The sequence below is a fragment of the Roseateles puraquae genome (genome assembly GCF_002205845.1).
Taxonomy (GTDB): domain Bacteria; phylum Pseudomonadota; class Gammaproteobacteria; order Burkholderiales; family Burkholderiaceae_C; genus Pelomonas; species Pelomonas puraquae.
On the sequence record NZ_NISI01000001.1, the window covers coordinates 657,208 to 677,489 of the forward strand.

General features: G+C 68.9%; 19 protein-coding genes. 10 read left to right on the forward strand and 9 right to left on the reverse strand.

What is annotated here, in order from left to right; translation table 11 throughout:
• Positions 1 to 13 precede the first annotated feature (13 nt).
• From kdpB to CDO81_RS03025, 6 genes are all read right to left on the reverse strand, one after another.
• Complete coding sequence (gene kdpB, locus CDO81_RS03005; RefSeq protein ID WP_088481654.1) at positions 14 to 2,062, reverse strand: potassium-transporting ATPase subunit KdpB; 2,049 nt, start codon at positions 2,060 to 2,062, stop codon at positions 14 to 16.
• Positions 2,059 to 3,855: a potassium-transporting ATPase subunit KdpA gene (gene kdpA / locus CDO81_RS03010; RefSeq protein WP_088481655.1), complete on the reverse strand. Its 1,797-nt coding sequence runs from the start codon at positions 3,853 to 3,855 to the stop codon at positions 2,059 to 2,061. The genes kdpB and kdpA overlap by 4 nt, the downstream gene beginning before the upstream one ends.
• Entirely contained in the window at positions 3,852 to 3,944 is a 93-nt protein-coding gene (locus CDO81_RS27465) for a potassium-transporting ATPase subunit F (protein WP_144397121.1), read from the reverse strand. The genes kdpA and CDO81_RS27465 overlap by 4 nt, the downstream gene beginning before the upstream one ends.
• Before the next feature lie 258 nt (positions 3,945 to 4,202).
• Entirely contained in the window at positions 4,203 to 4,907 is a 705-nt protein-coding gene (locus tag CDO81_RS03015; protein ID WP_088481656.1) for a riboflavin synthase subunit alpha, read from the reverse strand.
• Between the two features lie 48 nt (positions 4,908 to 4,955).
• Positions 4,956 to 6,104 carry an ammonium transporter gene (locus CDO81_RS03020; RefSeq protein ID WP_088482423.1) on the reverse strand — a complete coding sequence of 383 codons (1,149 nt, stop codon included), beginning with the start codon at positions 6,102 to 6,104 and terminating at the stop codon, positions 4,956 to 4,958.
• 194 nt (positions 6,105 to 6,298) lie between these two features.
• Positions 6,299 to 6,661 (reverse strand): ArsC family reductase, encoded by a 363-nt coding sequence (locus tag CDO81_RS03025; RefSeq protein ID WP_088481657.1) that lies wholly within the window; start codon positions 6,659 to 6,661, stop codon positions 6,299 to 6,301.
• A 23-nt stretch (positions 6,662 to 6,684) separates the two neighbouring features.
• Between CDO81_RS03025 and CDO81_RS03030 the strand changes: the two genes are divergently transcribed.
• The 3 genes from CDO81_RS03030 (at position 6,685) to CDO81_RS03040 (ending at position 10,284) form a co-directional block, all read left to right on the forward strand.
• The gene (locus CDO81_RS03030; protein ID WP_088481658.1) at positions 6,685 to 7,416 is read left to right on the forward strand and encodes a leucyl/phenylalanyl-tRNA--protein transferase; all 732 of its coding nucleotides are present in this window, start codon (positions 6,685 to 6,687) and stop codon (positions 7,414 to 7,416) included.
• On the forward strand, positions 7,413 to 8,147 hold the full coding sequence (locus CDO81_RS03035) for an arginyltransferase (protein ID WP_088481659.1): 735 nt from the start codon (positions 7,413 to 7,415) through the stop codon (positions 8,145 to 8,147). The genes CDO81_RS03030 and CDO81_RS03035 overlap by 4 nt, the downstream gene beginning before the upstream one ends.
• A gap of 199 nt (positions 8,148 to 8,346) precedes the next feature.
• Positions 8,347 to 10,284, forward strand: coding sequence for a hypothetical protein (locus tag CDO81_RS03040; RefSeq protein WP_088481660.1), 1,938 nt, complete (start codon positions 8,347 to 8,349; stop codon positions 10,282 to 10,284).
• Positions 10,285 to 10,309: 25 nt separating this feature from the next.
• On the opposite strand, the gene CDO81_RS03045 is transcribed toward CDO81_RS03040, so the two are convergent.
• Complete coding sequence (locus CDO81_RS03045) at positions 10,310 to 11,530, reverse strand: pyridoxal-dependent decarboxylase, exosortase A system-associated (RefSeq protein WP_241516821.1); 1,221 nt, start codon at positions 11,528 to 11,530, stop codon at positions 10,310 to 10,312.
• A gap of 32 nt (positions 11,531 to 11,562) precedes the next feature.
• A complete protein-coding gene (locus CDO81_RS03050) occupies positions 11,563 to 13,152 on the reverse strand; it encodes an acyl-CoA ligase (AMP-forming), exosortase A system-associated (protein WP_088481662.1) in 1,590 nt (529 codons plus the stop codon).
• Between the two features lie 136 nt (positions 13,153 to 13,288).
• Between CDO81_RS03050 and CDO81_RS03055 the strand changes: the two genes are divergently transcribed.
• From CDO81_RS03055 to CDO81_RS03085, 7 genes are read left to right on the forward strand one after another with little or no spacing between them, the layout of a single operon-like run.
• Entirely contained in the window at positions 13,289 to 13,543 is a 255-nt protein-coding gene (locus CDO81_RS03055; RefSeq protein ID WP_088481663.1) for an acyl carrier protein, read from the forward strand.
• Between the two features lie 35 nt (positions 13,544 to 13,578).
• The gene (locus CDO81_RS03060) at positions 13,579 to 14,763 is read left to right on the forward strand and encodes a DegT/DnrJ/EryC1/StrS family aminotransferase (RefSeq protein WP_144397122.1); all 1,185 of its coding nucleotides are present in this window, start codon (positions 13,579 to 13,581) and stop codon (positions 14,761 to 14,763) included.
• Between the two features lie 14 nt (positions 14,764 to 14,777).
• Positions 14,778 to 15,806, forward strand: coding sequence for a GNAT family N-acetyltransferase (locus CDO81_RS03065; RefSeq protein WP_088481665.1), 1,029 nt, complete (start codon positions 14,778 to 14,780; stop codon positions 15,804 to 15,806).
• The gene (locus CDO81_RS03070) at positions 15,803 to 16,600 is read left to right on the forward strand and encodes a hydrolase 2, exosortase A system-associated (RefSeq protein ID WP_088481666.1); all 798 of its coding nucleotides are present in this window, start codon (positions 15,803 to 15,805) and stop codon (positions 16,598 to 16,600) included. The genes CDO81_RS03065 and CDO81_RS03070 overlap by 4 nt, the downstream gene beginning before the upstream one ends.
• Positions 16,600 to 17,445: a hydrolase 1, exosortase A system-associated gene (locus CDO81_RS03075; RefSeq protein ID WP_088481667.1), complete on the forward strand. Its 846-nt coding sequence runs from the start codon at positions 16,600 to 16,602 to the stop codon at positions 17,443 to 17,445. Before CDO81_RS03070 ends, CDO81_RS03075 begins: the two co-directional genes overlap by 1 nt.
• Before the next feature lie 13 nt (positions 17,446 to 17,458).
• Positions 17,459 to 18,211 carry a hypothetical protein gene (locus CDO81_RS03080; RefSeq protein WP_088481668.1) on the forward strand — a complete coding sequence of 251 codons (753 nt, stop codon included), beginning with the start codon at positions 17,459 to 17,461 and terminating at the stop codon, positions 18,209 to 18,211.
• 10 nt (positions 18,212 to 18,221) lie between these two features.
• On the forward strand, positions 18,222 to 19,136 hold the full coding sequence (locus tag CDO81_RS03085) for a glycosyltransferase family 2 protein (protein WP_088481669.1): 915 nt from the start codon (positions 18,222 to 18,224) through the stop codon (positions 19,134 to 19,136).
• A 21-nt stretch (positions 19,137 to 19,157) separates the two neighbouring features.
• On the opposite strand, the gene CDO81_RS03090 is transcribed toward CDO81_RS03085, so the two are convergent.
• Positions 19,158 to 20,273: a glycosyltransferase family 4 protein gene (locus tag CDO81_RS03090; RefSeq protein ID WP_088481670.1), complete on the reverse strand. Its 1,116-nt coding sequence runs from the start codon at positions 20,271 to 20,273 to the stop codon at positions 19,158 to 19,160.
• Between the last annotated feature and the right edge of the window lie 9 nt (positions 20,274 to 20,282).

Here is a 20,282-nt window from a genome sequence, read left to right on the forward strand (position 1 = left end):
GCTTTCAGAAGATTCAAGCCAGGCCCAGGGCGACCAGGATCAGGTCGATGGCCTTGATGCCGATGAAGGGCACGATCACGCCCCCCAGGCCGTACACCAGGAGATTGCGGCGCAGCAGGGCCGCTGCGCCGATGGCGCGGTACTTGACGCCCTTGAGCGCCAGCGGAATGAGCACGACGATGATGAGCGCGTTGAAGATGACAGCGCTCAGGATGGCCGAGCTGGGGCTGGCCAGGCGCATGACGTTCAGCGCACCGAGTTGCGGGTAGGTCGACACAAAGGCCGCCGGCAACACCGCGAAGTACTTGGCCAGATCGTTGGCGATGCTGAAGGTCGTCAGCGAGCCGCGCGTCATCAGCATCTGCTTGCCGGTCTCGACCACCTCGATCAGTTTGGTCGGGTTGCTGTCGAGGTCGACCATGTTGCCGGCCTCCTTGGCGGCCTGGGTGCCGGTGTTCATGGCCACGGCCACGTCGGCCTGCGCGAGCGCGGGGGCGTCGTTGGTGCCGTCGCCGGTCATGGCCACGAGCCGGCCCTGGGCCTGGTGCTCGCGGATGAGGGCCAGCTTGGCCTCAGGCGTGGCCTCTGCGAGAAAGTCGTCCACACCGGCCTCAGCGGCGATGGCGGCGGCAGTGAGGCGGTTGTCGCCCGTCACCATGACCGTCTTGATGCCCATGCGCCGCATCTGTGCGAAACGTTCCTTGATGCCCGGCTTGACGATGTCCTTGAGTTCCACGACGCCGAGCACCTGCACCCCGTCGGCCACCACCAGCGGCGTGCTGCCGCGGCGCGACGCCTCGTCGACGACGGTCTGCACGCCAGCCGGCCAGCGGCCGTTGAGCGCCTCCACATGCGACCGCACGGCGCTACCGGCTCCCTTGCGAATGGACCGGCCGGGCAGGTCCACACCGCTCATGCGGGTCTGCGCGGTGAATGGCACGAAGTCGCCGCGTTCGGCGGGTTTGGCGGCGCCGAACTTGCGGTCGGCCAGCGCCACGATGCTGCGGCCCTCGGGGGTCTCGTCAGCCAGCGAGGCCAGGCGCGCCGCCTCGGCCAGCTGCACTTCGCTGACACCGTCCAGCGGCCAGAAGGCATCGGCCTGGCGGTTGCCCAGCGTGATGGTGCCGGTCTTGTCGAGCAGCAGCACATCGACGTCGCCCGCCGCCTCCACCGCGCGGCCCGAGGTGGCGATGACATTGGCCTGCAGCATGCGGCTCATGCCCGCCACACCCACCGCCGACAGCAGGCCGGCGATCGTCGTCGGGATGAGGCACACCAGCAGGGCCACCAGCACCACCAGGCTCACGGGCTCACCCGCGCCGGCCACGGCCACGCTGAACTGCGAGAACGGCAGCAGCGTGGCGCACACGCCCAAGAACACGAGGGTCAAGGCCACCAACAGGATGGTCAGCGCGATCTCGTTGGGCGTCTTCTTGCGCTTGGCGTTCTCGACCATCGCGATCATGCGGTCGACAAAGGTCTCGCCGGGGTTGACCGCCACGCGGGCGATGACCCAGTCCGACAGCACGCGGGTGCCGCCGGTCAGCGCCGAGAAGTCGCCCCCGCTCTCGCGGATGACGGGTGCCGACTCACCGGTGATGGCGCTTTCGTCGACCGACGCGACGCCGTCGATGACCTCGGCGTCGGCCGGCACCACGTCACCCGCCTCGATCAGCACCACCTCACCCTTGCGCAGGGTGCTGGCTTCGCGCGGATGCCAGGCGAGCTGATCACGCGGCGTGCCTGGCTGCCAGCCCTCGGCGACCTTGGCCCAGGTTTCCTTCTTCAAGCCGCGCAACGAGGCGGCTTGCGCCTTGCTGCGGCCCTCGGCCAGGGCCTCGGCGAAGTTGGCGAACAGCACCGTGAACCACAGCCACACGGTGACGGCGATGACAAAGCCGGTGGGCTGCGCGACAGCGAGTGCCGTGGTCAGCAGGCTGCCCAGGTAGACGACCGCCATGACCGGGTTGCGCCACTGCACCCGCGGGTCCAGCTTGATGAAGGCCTCGACCAGGGCGCGACGGGTCAGCGCCGGGTCGAACAAGGAGAAGCCGGCACTCATTGCACGCTCCACAGGATGAGATGCTCGACGACCGGCCCCAGGGCCAGCGCCGGCACGTAGTTCAGAAGACCGACCAGCAGCACGCTGCCGATCAGCAGCACGACGAAGAGAGGCCCGTGCGTCGGCAGCGTGCCCTCGCCCGGGGCCAGGCGCTTCTTGGCCGCGAGCGACCCGGCCATGGCCAGCACCGGCACGATGACGCCGAAGCGGCCGATCCACATCACCAGTGCCAGCAGCAGGTTGTAGAACGGCGTGTTGGCCGAGAGGCCCGCGAAGGCGCTGCCGTTGTTGTTGCCGGCCGAAGACAGCGCATACAACACCTCGCTGAAGCCATGGGCGCCCGGCGCGGCAATGCCCGCCTTGCCGGGTTCCAGCACCACGGCGACCGCCGTGCCCACCAGCACGGCCAGGGGCGTGAGCAGGATGGCGAGTGACACCATCTTCATCTCGAACGCCTCGATCTTCTTGCCGAAGTACTCGGGCGTGCGGCCGATCATCAGCCCCGCGACGAACACCGCCAGGATGGCAAACACCAGCATGCCGTACAGGCCTGCGCCCACGCCGCCGAAGACGACTTCGCCGAGCTGCATCAGCACCATCGGGACGGCGCCGCCCAGCGGCGTGAAGCTGTCGTGCATCGCGTTCACCGCGCCACAACTGGCGGCCGTGGTGATGACCGCGAAGAGCGACGAGGCATTGATGCCGAAACGTGCCTCCTTGCCCTCCATGTTGCCGCCCGGCTGGGTGGCGCTGGCGGTGGCGTCGACGCCGAGCGGCGCCAGGCGCGGGTTGCCCGCCTGCTCGGCGCCGGTGGCGATGACGACGGCCACCACGAAGAGCACGGTCATCGCGCCGAGCAGCGCCCAGCCCTGGCGCATGTCACCCACCTGCCGGCCCAGCACGAAGCACAGCGCTGCCGGGATCAGGAAGATCGACAGCATCTGCAGCGCGTTGGTGGCCGGGGTCGGGTTCTCAAACGGATGCGCCGAGTTGGCATTGAAGAAGCCGCCGCCATTGGTGCCCAGCATCTTGATGGCAAGCTGCGACGCCACGGGACCGACCGCGATCGACTGGGTCTGGCCTGATTTGTCGTCCATCACGGGCTGCCCATCCGCGCCCTTGAGCGGCTGGCCGTCGGCGCCCAGGCGCGGCTCCTGCCAATGCTGGACCTCGACGGTCGTCACGTCCTGATAGGGCTTGAAGGTCTGCACCACGCCCATCCCCGCCAGCACCACGGCAAACACCAGCGACAGCGGCAGCAGCACCCACAGCGTGGCGCGCGTCAGGTCCGCCCAGACATTGCCGATGGCCTGGGTGGTGTGGCGCGCAAAGCCCCGCACGAAGGCCACCACCACCGCAATGCCGGTGGCCGCGGACAGGAAGTTCTGCACGGTGAGCGCCAGCATCTGCGTGAGATAACTCATCGTCGTCTCACCGCCGTAGCCCTGCCAGTTGGTGTTGGTGACGAAACTCACCGCGGTGTTGAAGGCCGAGTCGGGCGACACTGCGCCCAGGCCCTGCGGGTTCAGCGGCAGCAGGTGCTGCAGGCGCTGCAGGGCATAGACCGCCAACACGCCCAGCGCGTTGAACAGCAGCAGGCCGAGGGTGTAGCGCAGCCAGCCCTGTTCAGCGTCGGCGCGCACGCCGGCCAGGCGCAGCAGCCCGCCCTCGACACGCGCCAGGCTGGCGATGCGGCCTTCCATGACGGCATGGATCCAGCGCGCCAGCGGCCACGCCAGGGCCAGCAGCACGACAAGGAAGCCACCCAGCTGCATCCAGGCAGAGGCACTCATGACAAGTCCTCCGGGAACAGCAGCGCCCAGAACAGATAGACCACGAGCACGATGACGAGCCCCGTGGCGGCGAGTTCGAAGCCGGTCATGACTTCCTCCCCGCGGAGCTGTCAGCCCCCACGGCTGGCTGTGAGCCAGCCTGCCCCCCGAGGGGGTTCAGCGGCCTTGGGGCGGCCCGGCGCCCGCTGACTTGGCAGCCCCAGGCCGCCAGCCCGGTCAACAGCGCGAGTGCCGCGCCCAGACCCAGAAAAACGATGTCCATGACACCTCCATTGCGATGGAGGTCATTCTGGAAATCGGGCCGTCAATCCGCCGACAAGATCGCGGCGGGCGGCATCAAGAAAGTATCAAGACTTCGGCAGCGCGATCTGCGTCAGCTCGATGCCGCGCTCCTTGGCGAAGGCTTCCAGCACCGGCAGCAGGGCCCCGAGCTTTTCGTCCAGCGCATCCCGCACGGTATCGACGACGACCTGCGTGCTGCGCTCGATCTCGATGTGCACCGCGTCGCCCACGGTCTTGTCGCCGAAGGTGGTCATGCGCAGGGTTTCGGGAATGAGCCAGACCTCGAACCAGCCCGAGCCGTCCCGCTCACGCTGGGCCTCGGCCACGGTCAGGCTGCAGCCGTTGACACCGATGTAGCCCTTGGCGAACACATAGCGCATCCAGGGCGCGGGCAGCGCAAAGCGGATGACATGGTTGTTGTCGGGCCGGCGGATCTCGGCGATGCGCGCTGACACGTCCACATGGCCCGACAGCGGATGACCGCCGATCTCGACGCCCTCCTTCGCGGCGCGCTCCACGTTCAGGCCCGAGCCCTCGCGCAGGCTCCCAAGTGTGGTGAGCCTGAGGGTCTGGGCCATCACGTCGAAGCTGGCCACGCCGGGCGCCGGACGTTCGGTGACGGTGAGGCAGACGCCATCGCAAGAGACGCTCGCGCCAATGGCGAGATCCTGGTCAAAGCCTTCCGGGAAGGCCAGATGCAGGGTGTGCAGGCCCTCGCGGGCCTCGATGGACTGAACGCGGGCGACGCCCTGGACGATGCCGGTGAACATGATGAAAAAAGGCCCCGGGTGGGGCCGATTTGTCGAGTTGCAGGCAGCTTACCAGCTGACTTCGCGGTCGGGTGTGGCGCCGATCTTGTGGATGGACAGGTCGGCGCCCTCGTACTCCTGCTCGGCATCCAGCCGCAGGCCCACCACCTGGCGGATCACGCCATACACGACCAGGCCGCCCGCAAGCGCCCAGGCCACGCCGCCCAGCGTGCCGATCACCTGCGCGCCCAGGCTCACGCCGCCCAGGCCACCGAGCGCCCGCTGGCCGAAGAGCCCACAGGCAATGCCGCCCCAGGCACCGCACAGGCCGTGCAGCGGCCACACGCCGAGCACGTCGTCGATCTTCCAGCGGTTCTGCGTGAGGGTGAAGAACTGCACGAACAGCCAGCCGGCCACGCCGCCGGTGACCAGCGCGCCGAGGGGATGCATGACGTCCGACCCGGCACAGACCGCCACCAGCCCGGCCAACGGCCCGTTGTAGGCAAAGCCCGGGTCATTGCGCCCCAGCAGCACCGCCACCAGCGTGCCGCCCGCCATGGCCATCAGCGAATTGACCGCCACCAGGCCGGAGAGCTTGTCCAGCGTCTGTGCGCTCATCACGTTGAACCCGAACCAGCCGACCGTCAGCACCCAGGCGCCCAGGGCCAGAAAAGGGATGCTCGACGGCGGGTGGGCGCTCATCGCGCCATCCTTGCGGTAGCGGTTGAGCCGGGGCCCCAGCAGCAGAACGGCGGCCAGGCCAATCCAGCCCCCGACCGCGTGCACCACCACGCTGCCGGCGAAGTCATGAAACTCAGCCCCGGTCGCCGCCTTGAGCCAGGCCTGGATGCCGAAGGCCTGGTTCCAGGCGATCCCTTCGAAGAGCGGGTAGACGAAGCCGACGATGACGCAGGTCGCCGCCAGCTGCGGGCCGAAACGCGCCCGCTCGGCGATGCCGCCCGACACGATGGCGGGAATGGCCGCCGCAAAAGTCAGCAGGAAGAAGAACTTGACCAGCTCGTAGCCGTTTTTCTGCGCGAGCTGCTCCGCGCCGACGAAGAAGTGCAAACCGTAGGCCACGCCGTAGCCCACGAGAAAGTAGGCGAGCGTTGAGACCGCGAAGTCCACCAGGATCTTGACCAGGGCATTGACCTGGTTCTTCTTGCGGACCGTGCCCAGCTCCAGGAAGGCAAAGCCTGCATGCATGGCCAGCACCATGATGGCGCCCAGCAGGATGAAGAGCGCATCAGCGCCCTGCTTGATCGAGGTCTCCAACGTTGTCTCCGGCCGCCGGCTCCACACCTGGGCACCATGCACCAGGCCGAGTCAGCGCGCACCGAAATTGCAATTTCGATGCCCGGTTTTAAGGCGGTCGCGATGACGTCACCAGCACCACAAACGGGCCCAACAACCTACTTTGGTGCAGACAACGCACTCTTCTCGAACATTTCCGCACCGAAGCCGAGCGTCAGCTGCCCATCCGGCCACTGCACCACCGGCCGCTTGATGACGCTGGGCTCGGCCAGCATCAGGGCGATGGCGGAGGCGTCGTCCACCACCGCGGCCTTGACTCCATCGTCGAGCTTGCGCCAGGTCGTACCGGCCCGGTTGATCAGGCGCTCACGTCCGAAAGCGGCCAGCCAGGCCGGCAGCTGGTCGGCTGGAACGCCCTGCTTCTTGAAGTCGTGGAAGGCGACGTCCAGCCCGCGGTCAGCCAGCCAGGTGCGGGCCTTCTTGACGGTGTCGCAGTTGGGAATGCCATAGACGGTGATCATGGCCGGCACCGTACCATGGCCCCATGATCGACTGGCTGGACGACGACTCCCTCGACTTCCCGCCCAGCCACCGCGCGCTGGGGCCCGACACCGACGCGCCCGGCCTGCTGGCGGCCGGCGGCGAACTGGAGCCGCGGCGACTGGAGGCCGCCTACCGGCGCGGCATCTTCCCGTGGTACAGCCCGGGTCAGCCGGCGCTGTGGTGGGCGCCGGACCCGCGCATGGTGCTCAAGACGGCCGACTTCAAGCTCGCCCGCTCGCTGCGCAAGACGGTGCAGCGCTTCATCGCCACGCCCGGCTGTGAGATCCGGGTCGACCACGACCGCGCCGCCGTGCTGAAGGCCTGCGCCGGCGTGCCGCGCGAGGGACAGAACGGCACCTGGATCGTGCCCGAGTTGCAGGCGGCCTACCTCGCCTGGCCCGCCATGCACAGCATCGAGACCTGGATGGACGGCGAGCTCGTGGGCGGGCTGTACGGCGTCAATCTCGGGCGCATGTTCTATGGCGAGTCGATGTTCATGCGGCGCACCGACGCCTCCAAGATCGCCCTGTGCGCCCTGGTCTGCCTGTGCCGGCACTTCGACATCCCGTGGATCGACTGCCAGCAGAACACCCGCCACCTGGCCTCGCTCGGGGCGGCAGAAGTGCCGCGAAATGCCTTCGAAGCGCACGTGGCCACGCATGTGGATGAAGCGACCCCGGGGCCTTGGACCTATCATCCCGCCCACTGGCAGCGCCTTTTCGAGCCCACGTGACCCACCCCAAAGAACTGCCCCTCGCGCAGATCCAGTTCTACGCCACGGCCGCTTACCCGTGCAGTTACGTGCCGGGTCGGTTGGCGCGCTCCCAGGTCGCCACACCCAGCCACCTGATCCACGCCGACGCCTACTCCAACCTCGTGGCGGCCGGCTTCCGGCGCAGCGGCCTGTTCACCTACCGCCCCTACTGCGACCAGTGCCGCGCCTGCGTCGCACTGCGACTGCCGGTCGACCGCTTCGAGCCCAGCCGTTCGCAGCGCCGCGCCTGGAAGGCCCACCGCCACCTGCAAGCCCAGGTCATGCGCCTGAGCTACTCGCCCGAGCATTACGCGCTCTACCTGCGCTACCAGGCCGGCCGCCACAGCGGCGGCGGCATGGACCACGACAGCGTCGACCAATACACCCAGTTCCTGCTGCAGTCGCGCATCAATTCGCGCCTGGTGGAGTTCCGCGAGCGCATGCCCGATGGCAGCACGCCGCTGCGCATGGTGTCCATCCTCGACATCCTCAGCGACGGCCTGTCGGCGGTCTACACCTTCTACGACCCCGACATCGAGGCCAGCTACGGCACCTACGGCGTGCTGTGGCAGGTGGAGCAGGCCAAGGAGCTGAAGCTGCCTCACGTCTACCTCGGCTACTGGATCGAGGAAAGCCCCAAGATGGCCTACAAGAGCGGCTTCAGGCCGCACCAGGTGCTGCGGGACGGGACCTGGACCGACGTGGCGTGACCCCTCGGTGTCGGGCCGGGTTGCTCATCGGCCCGCGCAACCGATTCGCGACGGCACCAAGGCCTGACTGACCCGTCGGGCACCGCCTCGGCCGCACCTCATCAAGTTTGCGGATGGCTCGTGCCGCTGGCGGCGCGATCAAGATTGCGCCCGGCTGTGCTGTTAGCCCAGACTGGTTACCTCACTCCGGGGAGGCAACATGGCCATCTCGCTCACCACCACCGTCACCACAACGCCGCCGCTCACGGTCTCGCAGTTCTACACGCCTGCCGGTGCCACGCCCGGCAATGTGGGCCTGTGCCTGTCGGGTGGCGGCACGCGAGCGGCCTGCGCGGCCATGGGGCAATTGCGCGGGCTGAGCTACCTGCAGGCCAACGGGGCCAGCCTGCTGTCGCAGGTCAAGGCCTTGTCGACGGTGTCAGGCGGGTCGTGGCTGGGCGTGCCCTATATGTACATGCCGGCCAGTGGCTCCGATGACACCACCTATCTCGGCACCTACAACGCCAATCAGGGCGCACTCACCGTGGGCGAACTGGGTTCGCTGCCGCCCGGCAACGCCGGCAACCCCTTCACGTCGGACACCTTCTCCCTCGTGGCGATCGCTGGCACTGCCTGGCTGCTCTACATCGCGACCAACAAGGTCAACCCAGCCGATCCTTTGCCTGCCAACATGCTGTGGCAGACGGTCATGGGGCTGAACATTCTCTCCCCCTACGGCCTGTATGCACCGCGAGAGAACTTCGAGCCCAACGACCTGTTCTCTGCCACGTCCGAGAGCCTGAACGCCATCCTCACCGCCAATCCCGCACTCAAGACGACGACTGCCCACACCTTCGCCGCCGGCAGCGGCTTCGCGCAGCGTCCCTTCCATATCTGCAACATGGGCATGATGGTGAGCGTCAAGGGGCTGGACCTGCCGCCCCTGGCGCCGGTCCAGGCGACCGGCTACGGAAGCGGTGTGGTCGGGTCACCCAGCTTCGGACCTGCGCAGGCACTGGATGCCAACGGCCTGCCCGTGGGCGGCGGCCTGGTGGACTCTTTCGCACTGCCTTCCAGCTTCGTCAGTCTGAGTGGCGACACCGCCACCGTGCAGCAAGTCCGCCCCTGGGCGCTCACCGACATCATGGGCACCAGCAGCGCCGCATTTGCCGACGAGATCTGGACCACGATCGGCTATTGGCAGAAGAACCCACCCGCCTTCAAGGCGTGGCTGGAGAAGGAAAGCCTGGCTCTGCTGAAGTGGATCGACCACATGCTCTCCGCCGATGCGCAGCGCTTGGCTCGGGACATCCTCGATCATGCGGCGAGCCCCCTGTCAGCATCGGCGCAGGCGCATCCTGCCGTCGCAGAGGCCTCCTCCTTCCCGGTGGACCTCATCCCGCAGTACCCATCCTGGCCCGTGGGAGGCACCGAAACCAAGTCAGGCAGCAACCCCAACCACTACGCCGACGGCGGCAGCCTCGACAACAGTGGCCTGTGCAGCCTGCTGTCCTACAGCGATATCGACAGCGCCATCGTCTGCATCAATTCCATGGTGCCCCTTTCCGCGGCGAGCTGCGGCATCCCGAGCCCGGCGGGCAGCCCGATGGGCTGGGTCGTGGGCAGCCAGGTCTTGGTGGACGACACCATTCCGCCCCTCTTCGGCTACCAGCCCTATGACGACAAGGTGGGCTACCAGCCCTACCCCGACACCCAGCCGAACACGGTACCCCAGCAGAACCGCGCCTTCGCACGCAACCAGATCTTTGCGGCCAGCGACTTTGCCCCCTTTCTGAGGGCGCTCTGGGCCGCAGCGGGCAGCAAGAACCCCGCAAGCGGGCCGGCCGTCCTGTCGCAATCGCTGCAGGTGAAGGCCAACAGCTGGTTTGGCGTCCCGGCGCGGCGCGCGCCCATGACCATCGTGTGGGTCTACCTCAACTACGCCACCGACTGGGCGGCCCAATTCGATGGCAACGCCGCCGTGCAACAACTCGTCACCAGCGAACTGGCCAACAGCCGCTTCCCCAACTACAGCACGTTCGACACGCAACTCACCGCCACCCAGATCAACCTGATGGCCCACCTGACGTCATGGTGTGTCGTGACGGCGGAGCAGGAGACTCAGGTGTTCTCCAGCCTCTTCAAGTCCCCGGCGTGATACGGCCGCGAAGGGCGAAGCGCAGTCAGACCAACACTTCCACGCAGGCCGGGTGGCCCAGGAACCCCTCCGGGCTGGCGCTGCGACCATAGGCCCCGCTCTGGAAGATGACCGCCAGGTCGCCCACCTCGCCGCGCGGCATGTCCATGCGGTCGGCCAGCAGGTCCAGCGGCGTGCATAGCGGGCCGACGACGCTGGCGGCTTCGACAGCGGTCTCGGTGCGGCCCTGGGGTTGGATGGTCGCCGGGTAGTTCTTGCGCAGCACCTGGCCGAAGTTGCCCGAGGCCGACAGGTGGTGGTGCAGGCCGCCATCGGCCACCAGGAAGACCTGGCCGCGCGAGACCTTGCGGTCGACGATGCGCGTCACGTAGACACCCGCCTCACCGACGAAGTAACGCCCCAGCTCGATGACGAGCTTGGCCTGCGGCAGTTCGGCCCGCGCGCGGGCCTGCAGCGCGGCGAGGTTGTCGCCGATGGGGGGGAGATCCAGGCGCGCCTCACCCGGGAAATACGGAATGCCGAAGCCACCGCCCAGGTTCAGGAACTTGACCGGTGACGGCGCGGCCTCGGCCAGGCGCAGGGCCAGTTCAAAGCTCTTCTGCTGCGCCTCGCAGATGGCCTCGGCCTTGAGGTTCTGCGAGCCGGCGAAGAGGTGAAAGCCTTCGAAGGCGACACCGTCGCCCGCCAGCTGGCCGACCTGGGCCAGCACGTCGGGCACGGTCTCGGCGTCGATGCCGAACTGCTTGGGGCCACCGCTCATGCGCATGCCCGAGCCCTTGAGCTCGAAGTCGGGATTCACGCGCAGGGCGACGCGGGCCGGCAGACCCAGGCGCTGCGAGGCGGCCGCGAGCACCTTCAGCTCGCGGGCCGATTCCACGTTGACCAGCACGCCCGCCGCCACCGCCTGGCCCAGCTCGATATCGCGCTTGCCGGGGCCGGCGAAGCTGATTTCGTGCGGGTCGGCGCCGGCATTCAGTGCCACCTGCAGCTCGCCCGCCGAGGCCACGTCGATGCCATCCACCAGCCCGGCCATCAGCCCCACCACGGCCGGCATGGGGTTGGCCTTCATCGCGTAATGCAGCTCGATGCCCTGCGGCAGCGCGGCGCGCAACTCGGCGACGCGGGCTTTCAGCAGGCCGCGGTCGTAGGCGTAAAACGGCGTCTGCCCCACGCGCTCGGCCAGCACCGACAGGCGCTGCCCGCCCACCAGCAACTCGCCGTTGTCGGCGACAGGGAACTGCGACATGGCCACATGGGCCGGCGGACGTTTGGCTTCGGTCATGAGCTGTGGCGAGCGACCCAGTCCGTGGACAGGGTCTTGCGGTCAATCTTGCCGTTGGGGTTGCGCGGCAACGGGCCGCGCTGGGCCTCCACGCCGTGCGGCACCATGTAGGCGGGCATGCGGGCCTTGCAGGCGGTGGCCAGTGCGGCGATGTCCAGCTCGGCCACGCCCTCAGGCGGCGTGGCGATGACCTGGATGGCCTGGCCCAGCGTGTCGTGATCGACCCCGAAGGCCACGCATTCACCCACCAGGCCGGTGGCGTAGAGCACTTCCTCGACCTCGGTGGGGCTGACGCGGTAGCCCGAGGTCTTCATCATCTCGTCACGGCGGCCGACGAAGTACAGGAAGCCCTCGGCATCGCGGCGCACGGTGTCACCCGAAAACACCGCGAACTCCGGCAGCTGCAGGCCGCCCTCGCGGCCGCCGACGCCGGCCGGCAGCGGCTTGTAGCGCTCGGCGGTCTTCTCGGCGTCGTTCCAGTAGCCCAGGCCCACCAGCGCGCCGCGGTGCACCAGCTCGCCCGGCTCGTCGGGGGCGCATTCGCTGCCGTCCTCGCGCAGCACGAGGATCTCGGCGTTCGGGATGGCGCGGCCGATGGAGTCGGGCCGGCGGTCCACCTCCTCGGGCGGCAGGTAGGTCGAGCGGAAGGCTTCGGTCAGGCCGTACATCAGGAAGGGCTTGGCCGAGGGCGCCTTGGCGCGCAGCAGGTCGAGCGTGGCGCGGGGCATGCGGCCGCCGGTGTTGGCGAAGTAGCGCAGGTGCTGGTCGATGGCGGCGGGCCATTCGAGCTGGGTGAGCTGGATGTACAGCGGCGGCACGGCGGTCAGGCCCGTGACCTTCTCGCGCTCCATCGCCTTGAGCACGTCCTTGGGCAGCAGGTAGTTCAGCAGTACCACGCGCGCACCGCTGTGGAAGGCCGTGGTCAGCTGACTGAAGCCGGCGTCGAAGGACAGCGGCAGTGCCGCCAGCAGGGTGTCGCTGGCACGGTTTTCAAGGTAGCTGGCCACGCTCTTGCCGCCGGCCACCATGTTGCGGTGGGACAGCACCACACCCTTGGGCCGGCCGGTGGAGCCCGACGTGTACAGGATGGCGGTCATGTCGGTGTCGATGACGCGGTGCCCCGCGCGCTTGGGCGCAGCCAGCAGCGCGGCCCAGTCGTGCACTGGCACGGGCGCAGCGCCGGTGCCGCTGGTCAGCACGACGTGCTTGACCGACGGGCATTGCGCCAGCACCTCGCCCAGCTGGGCCAGCCGCTCGGGCGACGTGACGAGCACCCGCACCTCGCAGTCACGCAGGATGAAGCCCACCTGCTCCGGCTTGAGCAGCGGGTTCAGCGGCACGAAGACGCCACCGGCAGCCGGCGCACCGAAGCTCGCCACCACCGTCTCGAAGCGCTTTTCAAGATAGATGGCCACCCGCTGGCCACGCGCCAGGCCCAGCGCCATCAGGCCGCTGGCAAAGCCGCGAACGGCAGCGTCAAGCTCACCGTAACTCAGCGTTGCCGTGCCGTAGGTCAGGGCCGGTGCGTCGGGCGTGCGCTCGGCGGCAACGGCCACCAACTCGTTCAGCAAGGTCGATTCGGGCATGAAGCTCTGGCGTGAGACAGGGAGCAAACAGTGAAAAAAGTATCTCACGCGCCCCCGGGCCGAGGGGTGCCCGCCCCCCGGGGCCGAGGGGGCGCGCCGCTAAACTGAGCGGCTGCTTTTTCGGACGCCTGACCCCATGGACCAAGCCCAGGTTCTCAGCCACGTGCTGAGGCTTCTCGACGACGTGCTGAGCCTGAACGGCCGCGCCCAGACCTTCACCCGCGACACGGCCCTGCTTGGCGCCCTGCCCGAGCTGGACTCCATGGCCGTGGTGAGCTTGATCACTGCGCTCGAAGAGCAGCTCGGCCTGGTGGTGGACGACGACGACATCGATGGCGACACCTTCGCCACGGTGGGCTCGCTGGCCGACTTCGTCGCCGCGCGGCTCTGACCCCGCCCTCTCCACCCCAAGCCCCCGGGTATCGAGTGGCTCCCGTTCAACCTCCGCTGCGCGCCGTGCCGCGCAACCCGGTGCCCGGCCCGCACAACGTCCAGGCCGACGCCGAACCGGCACGCCTGCACTGCCTGCTCGATGAACCGGACATGCAGTTCACGACCAGCGGCCGCGCGGCCATCCTGCTCGGGCTGGAGGCGCTGGGCCTAGCGCCGACCGACCGGGTGCTCGTGCCGAGCTATCACTGCCCGACGATGGTGTCGCCCGCGCTCGCCCTGGGCCTGCCGGTGGGCTTCTACCCGATCGACGCCAGCGGCCGCCCGTCGCTCGAATGGCTGGAGCAGCACGCACCGGCCGACACCCGCGTGCTGTGCGCGGCGCACTACTTCGGATTGCCGCTGGACCTTCGCCCCGTCAAGGCCTGGTGCGAGGCGCGCGGGGTGCTGATGCTCGAAGACTGTGCGCATGCGATGTTCGGCCAGGGCCCGGGCGGCCCGGTCGGCGCGCTGGGTGACGTGGTCATCGCGAGCCTGCCGAAGTTCTTTGCTGTGCAGGAGGGCGGGCTGCTGCGACTGCGCGCGCCCCAGCACAGCGCGCCCCCCCTTCGCCCGGCCGGCGCGGTGGCGGAGCTCAAGGCCTGGTTCGACACGCTGGAGATCAGCGCCAGCCACGGTCGCCTGGGCGGCTGGGGCCTCTGGGCCCGTCCGCTGCTGGCCGCCAAGCGCGCCGTGCGCCGCGCGCCCGCGCCGGCAGCCGTGGCTGCAGCAGCGCCCGAAGCCTTCGACCCGAGCGGCAACTACGCCCGCATCGACATGGCCCTGAGCCACCGGGCGCCGTGCCGCATCACCCTCGACACCGCCACGCGCTCGGCACGGGGCCGTGTGACCGCCCAGCGGCGCCGCCACTACCAGGCCATGGTGGCCGCCGTGAACGGCCGCCGCGGGGTGCATCCGCTGTTCCCTGAACTGCCCGCGCAGGCCGCGCCTTACGTGATGCCCCTGTGGGTTGACCAGCCCGACCCGGCCTACCGCAGCCTGCGCGAGCGCGGCGTGCCCGTGTCGCGCTGGGACTGGCTCTGGCCGGGCGTGCCCGACATGGCCGGCGACCAGGGCAAGACCTGGTCCCACCACGTCCTGCAGGTGCACTGCCACCAGGACATGACGGACGAAGACCGAGACTGGGTGATCGGCAGCGTGCTGGCCCTGTGTGAGCGTTGACCTGGAAGCTAGCCATGAACATCGAATGGAAGATCGTCCCGGCGCGTGAGCTCGCATCGCTGGCCGCGTCGTGGGATGCCCTGCAGGCCCGGCTGCTGCCGCATGCCTTCTTGCGCACGCATTTCCTGCTGCCGTTGCTTGAACAGTTCGGCACCGGCCAGGAGTTGCTGGTCTACAGCGAGGGCGCCGACGGCTGGACCGTGGCCTTGCTGGTGCAGCCCATCGGGCAAGGCCGCTGGAACACCTTCCAGCCATCGCAACTGCCCCTGGGCCCCGCGCTCCTGCCCGACGGCAACACCGAGGCCTTGTTGCAATCGCTGCTGCGCCGCCTGCCGGGGCTGGCGTTGTCGCTGGGCCTGACCCAGCAGGACACGCTCTTCTGCAAGGTCACCGCCGACACGCCCACCTTGCGCCGCCAGCACTACATCGACACCGCGTGGGTCGACATCGAGACGGACTTCGACACCTACTGGGAAGCCCGCGGCAAGAACCTGCGCCAGAACAGCCGCAAGCAACTGAAGAAGGTCGAGGGCACCGGCGTCACGCCGCGCCTGGACGTGATCGAGGCGGCAGACGAGGTCGCGACTGCGCTCGCCCAGTATGGCGAGCTCGAAACCAGCGGCTGGAAGGCGGAGCTGGGCACCGCCATCTCGATGGAGGGCGCGCAGGGCCGCTTCTATCAGCGGGCCCTGGAGGGCGCGGCCCGTGCCGGGCAGATGCGCATCTACCGCTACTGGTTCGGCGAGGAGGTCGTCGCCATGGACTTGTGCGTGCACCAGGGCGACTGTCTGGTCATCCTGAAGACGGCCTACCAGCAGGCCCACCATGCGGTGTCGCCCTCCACGCTGATGCGGGTCGACGAGTTCCGCGCGCTGTTCGCTGAAGGGCGCTTCAAGCGCATCGAGTTCTATGGGCGCGTCATGGAGTGGCATACCCGCTGGACCGAGGCCTCGCGCCCCCTGGTGCACCTGACCGCATTCCGCTGGGGCTGGCTCAAGGCCCTGCAGGACTGGCGCGCAAGACGCGCCCCCGCCACGGCATGAAGCGCGCGCCCGAGGTCTTCTTCCTGCCGGCGGGCAGTGAGCAGCGCCTGTGCCTGTTCCACGCACCGGCCGGCACGCCGCGCAGTTGCGTGCTCTACCTGCACCCCTTCGCCGAGGAGATGAACAAGTCGCGCCGCATGGCCGCACTCGCCTGCCGGGCGCTGGCCGACGCGGGTCACGCGGTGCTGCAGATCGACCTGCGCGGCTGCGGCGATTCGTCGGCGGACTTCGGCGATGCCACGTGGCCGGACTGGCAGGCCGATGTGCAGCTCGCGCTGCGCTGGCTGGACAGCCGCCACCCGGGCATGCCGTTGTGGCTCTGGGGGTTGCGCGCCGGCGCGCTGCTGGCCGCGGGCGACTGGGGGCGGCCGGTCAATTTTCTGCTGTGGCAGCCCATGCCCAGCGGCAAGCTCGCACTGCAGCAGTTCCTGCGGCTGAAGCTCGCCGCGGAGATGGCAGGCGGCGGCGGCAAGGGGCTGATGGAGCAGATGAAGGCCCAGTTGGCCGCCGGCGAAGCCGTCGAGGTGGCGGGCTACCGGGTTCACCCGGCGCTGGCCTCGGGGCTGGAGGCCGCACGCCTCACACCAGCCGGCCCTGCGGGCCGCGTGGCCTGGATCGAAGTCTCGGCCCAAGCGGGCGACACCCTCAAGCCAGCGAGCCTGCAAGCCCTGCAGGCCTGGCAGGAAGCCGGCTGGACCGTGAGCAGCCAGGTCGTTGAAGGGCCGAGCTTCTGGGCCACGACCGAGATCGAGTTGGCCCCGGCCCTGATTTCCGCCACCGTGGAGGCCCTGTGATGGAACGGGTGCTCGGCTTCGACTGCGAAGGCGCCGCGCTGGTGGGCATCCTCGCCGAGCCCCCGGCTGTGGCCGCCAGCATGGCCGACCTGGGTGTGCTCGTCATCGTCGGCGGCCCCCAGTACCGCGCCGGCAGCCACCGGCAGTTCACCCTGCTGGCGCGGCATCTGGCCGCGCATGGCTACCCCACGCTGCGCTTCGACTACCGCGGCATGGGCGACAGCGACGGCGAGACGCGCGATTTTCTCGGCGTCGACGCCGACATCGCGGCCGCCATCCAGGCGCTGCAATCGGCCCGCCCCGAGGTCAAGCGCGTCGTGCTGTGGGGGCTGTGCGACGCCGCATCGGCTGCCCTGCTCTACCTCGATGCCACGCACGACCCTCGCGTGGCCGGCGTGGCGCTGGCCAACCCGTGGGTGCGCTCGGCCGAAAGCCTGGCCAAGGCCCACGTCAAGCACTACTACTGGCGCCGGCTGAGAGAGAAGTCCTTCTGGCTCAAGCTGCTGCGGGGCGGTGTGGGCCTGCGGGCACTGGGCGGCCTGGCCCGCAACCTCCAGCTCGCGCGCCCGGGCGCCCAGGCCGCTGATGCGCGCAGCTTCCAGGAGCGCATGGCCGCCGGGCTGCGCAGCTTCGAGGGCCCGACGCTGCTGGTGCTCAGTGGCGATGACTACACTGCCCGCGAGTTTGCGGAGTACAGCCGGTCCTCGCCGGCGTGGCAGGGCCTGCTTCAGACACCGTCGCTGGAACTGCACGAGATGCCCGGCGCTGACCACACGTTCTCGAATTCTTCCGACCTGCAGGCACTCAACGCGCGGTGCCTGCGCTGGCTGCAATCCCGATGCTGAAGGCAGACACCCCATGAGCCTGCACCTCTTCTTCCCGATGCGTCGCGCCGCGATCGCCTGGGCCTGCGCCCTGCTGCCGCTGGCGGCCACCGCCCAGATGAACAACCGGGCGCCGTCACCCGAGGGCTGCGGAGATACGCACAACCTCTACGGGCCCTTCGACTACCGGACGGCTGCCGCATCGACGCGCTACATCGTGGAGTTTGCACACTTCACCAAGGGGGTCGAGACCCTGACCAAGGGCGCCACCGGTCCTTTCGGCGGCGACATCGGCTACACGCTGGCGGTTTTTCCCAACCATGCCCGGGCCATCTTGACGCTGGAGCGCTTGGTCGAGCGCATGAAGAAGGATCCGCCCGAAGGCGCCGACATGACCCTCGAGTGCTACTACGCCCGGGGCATGAACTTCGCGCCCGACGACCATGTCTTCCGCATGCTGTACGTGAGCTTCCTGATCCGCAAGCAGCGGCTGGACGAAGCACAACGCTTCCTGGCCTACGTGGTCGAGCGAGCCACCGACAACCCGCTCACGCAGTTCAATGCGGGCATGCTGTACTTCGACATGAAGGACTACGACAAGGCGCTCGTCCAAGCCCATCGCGCGATGGCCATGGGCATGACGCGGGTGGAGTTGCGCAATCAGCTGACGGCCGTCGGGCGCTGGAAGGACCCGGAGCCGGAGGCCCCGGCTTCAGCGGCTTCTGCCGCCTCCGCGCCGGCAGCTGCCGCGTCAGCGCCGGCCTCGGACGTCCAACCTCCCCGATAACGCCCCGTCCATGCCTCGCGTCAACATCGTCATCCCCGCTTTCAACGCCCAGGACTTCATTGCCGAGACGGTCAGGTCCGCGCTGGCGCAGACGATGGGCGACCTGCAGGTCACCGTCATCAACGACGGTTCGAGCGACGCCACGGCCGAGCGCGCGGCCTGCGACGACCCGCGGCTGAAGGTCATCTCGCAAGAGAACCGCGGCATGTCGAAGTCCCGCAACCGCGGCATGGGCGAGGTCGACTCGGAGTTCGTCGCCCTGCTGGATGCCGACGACCTCTGGCACCCGGAGAAGCTGCGCCTGCAGCTGGAGGCGCTGCGCCAGCGGCCCGACCACGACTTCTGCTACACCGCCTTCGACGTCTGGCATGGCGAACCCCGTCCGGCCTACTTCGCCGAGCCCCGCGCGGGCCAGGTGGACGAATCGCTGTCGGGCTGGATCTACCCGCACCTCATCCTGGACAACTACGCCCTGCCCTCCTCCGTCGTGTGGCGGCGCAGCGCCTGGGAGCGCCTGGGCGGCTTTCTGACCGACGACCAGAAGACCGACGACTGGGAGTACCTGGTGCGCGCCAGCACTCAGCACCGGTTCGTGCGGCTTGCCGAATCCTTCGTGCTGTACCGCCAGCATGCGGTCTCGCTGTCGAGGCGCATCCCCCCCGTCAACAGCCACGAGCTGATGCGCAGCCGGCTGCTGCAGCGCTTCGGCATGAGCATGCCGCCGGGGCACGATGTCGACGCGCGGGCCTTGCAGATGTTCCAGCACCGGGGCTGGTGCAACTTCGCCGATTCGCACGTGGCCAAGGGCGACCTGGGGGTGGGGCTGAAGGCCTTCGCCCGGCTGCTGGCGACCAGCCCCTACCGCGGGCAGACGCTGACCAAGCTCGGCAAGTCGCTGTTCCGGCGCGTCGTGCCGCGCGACTGAGCCCCCCAACCGGTGAGGGCGTCAACGGCGCCGTGAGCGCGCCAGCACCTCGCGGTAGACCTCCAGGTGCTTCTCGACACTGCGGCGCCAGGAGAAGCCCCGCGCCCAGCGCATGCCCGCGGCGGCGCGTTCCGCCCGCACCGCGGCGGGCATCGCCAGGATGGCCTGCAGCGAAGACAGCCAGCCGTCGAAATCCTGCGGCTCGTTCGTCCAGGCCAGTGGGCCGACCAGGTCCACGAGGCTGCTGACCGGGCTGAAGAGCACCGGCGTGCCGGCGGCCTGGGCCTCCACGGCCGGAAAGCCGAAACCCTCATACAGCGTCGGATAGATCGCGGCCTGGGCACCCCGATACAGGCTCACCAGCTCACCATCCTCCAGGAAGGGCGCGATGTGCACGCGCGCACGCAGTTCAGGCGGGATGCGGTCCAGCGGCGCCGTGCCGGCGCCAAAGCCACAGCCGACGAGGTGCAGGTCTTCGCGTCCGCTGCGCGCCAGCAGTTCCACCGCCCAGTCGAATCGCTTGCGCGCCTGGGCGCCGCCCAGATAAAGCAGGTAAGGGGCGCCGCCCAGCGCCTGCAGCAGGCTGTCGGGCAAGGGCCCACGCTCGTCGCTGAAGAAGTCGTCGGCGATGCCATGCGAGATGACCGTCAGGCGATCGGCCAGGAACGGCCATCGGGCCACGATGTCGCGGCGGGACGATTCGCTGATGGTGATGACGTGGGCACAGCGCCGCAAGGCAAGTCGCTGGACATCGTGCATGTAGACGTGCTGCACGCCGTGGGTTTCGTCGGACCACGGCACCGTGTCATGGATGGTGACGATCGTGGGGATGGGCTGCCAGACCGGTGCGGTGTTCTCGCCGCAATGCAGGATTTGCGCGCCGGACTGGCGCAGCTTCAGCGGCAGGCCGATCTGCTCCCACAGATGGAAGCGATCCCCCCGGAACTCGAACAGCTCGGCCCGGCCGAGCAGCGGCTCGGGCACCCGGAAGGGCAAGGCGGGGTCATGCGCGTAAGCCGTCCAGCGGACCTCGTCGGCTGGGGTCACGTTGCGCAGGATCTCCTGCACATAGCGTCCCGTGCCCCGCAAATGCCGCACGTTCAACGTGCGGGCGACCATGGCGACATGCAGATTCATGACTGGACG